The organism is Pseudoalteromonas sp. 31A1 (assembly GCF_011378815.1).
Taxonomy (GTDB): Bacteria; Pseudomonadota; Gammaproteobacteria; order Enterobacterales; family Alteromonadaceae; genus Pseudoalteromonas; species Pseudoalteromonas arctica.
In genome coordinates, this window is record NZ_WTKY01000079.1 from 1 (window position 1) to 550 (window position 550).

Genomic DNA, 550 nt, shown 5'->3' on the forward strand with positions numbered 1-550 from the left:
TAACGCCACGTTAAGCGGCAAAAAATTGTTGGCTAAAATTGTGAACGGAGTGAAACAGCCAACTGTTTTTTGTCCGTTTGAACGTCTTGTTATGTGTATTATACGCCCAAATATCCGTTTTCTTTTTTAGCCTTTTGAAAGCAATCTATATTTGGAAATGGCCATAAACTTACTTCACCATATTCCTGCCATTTATCAAGAGTGCTCTGACCAAAGAAACCCAAAGAAATACATTTTAAAAAGTCTTCTTTAAATGTTGTAGATGGCCAATTGTACTCAATATCTGTTTTTAGGTACAATACCCATCTAGCAACAATTGATTTTGTTTCGTTTGATAAGGCATCCTTACCTCTAAGCTTATATTCTTTCATATCGCTATAAAGGCACCAAGCACCATGAGAAAAAACTTGTCGTATTGCATCATCATCTGATTCAGGAATTAAGTCTTCAAATTCATCATTTGATATTTGATATTTGACCAGAGCTTAAACTACGGATAAGTTCGGCTAATCTATTTCGGGAAGTTCGATCAATCATAAATACACATAAC

General features: G+C 34.5%; 1 protein-coding gene. It reads right to left on the minus strand.

Annotated elements, in window-relative coordinates:
• Window positions 1-98: 98 nt before the first annotated feature.
• Window positions 99-371 (minus strand): hypothetical protein, encoded by a 273-nt coding sequence (locus GQR52_RS20400; protein WP_165729620.1) that lies wholly within the window; start codon window positions 369-371, stop codon window positions 99-101.
• Window positions 372-550 lie beyond the last annotated feature (179 nt).

Excerpts from the sequence above, each read along its gene's own strand:
- GQR52_RS20400 (WP_165729620.1), bottom strand. The coding sequence starts at position 371 with ATGAAAGAATATAAGCTTAGAGGTAAGGATGCCTTATCAAACGAAACA.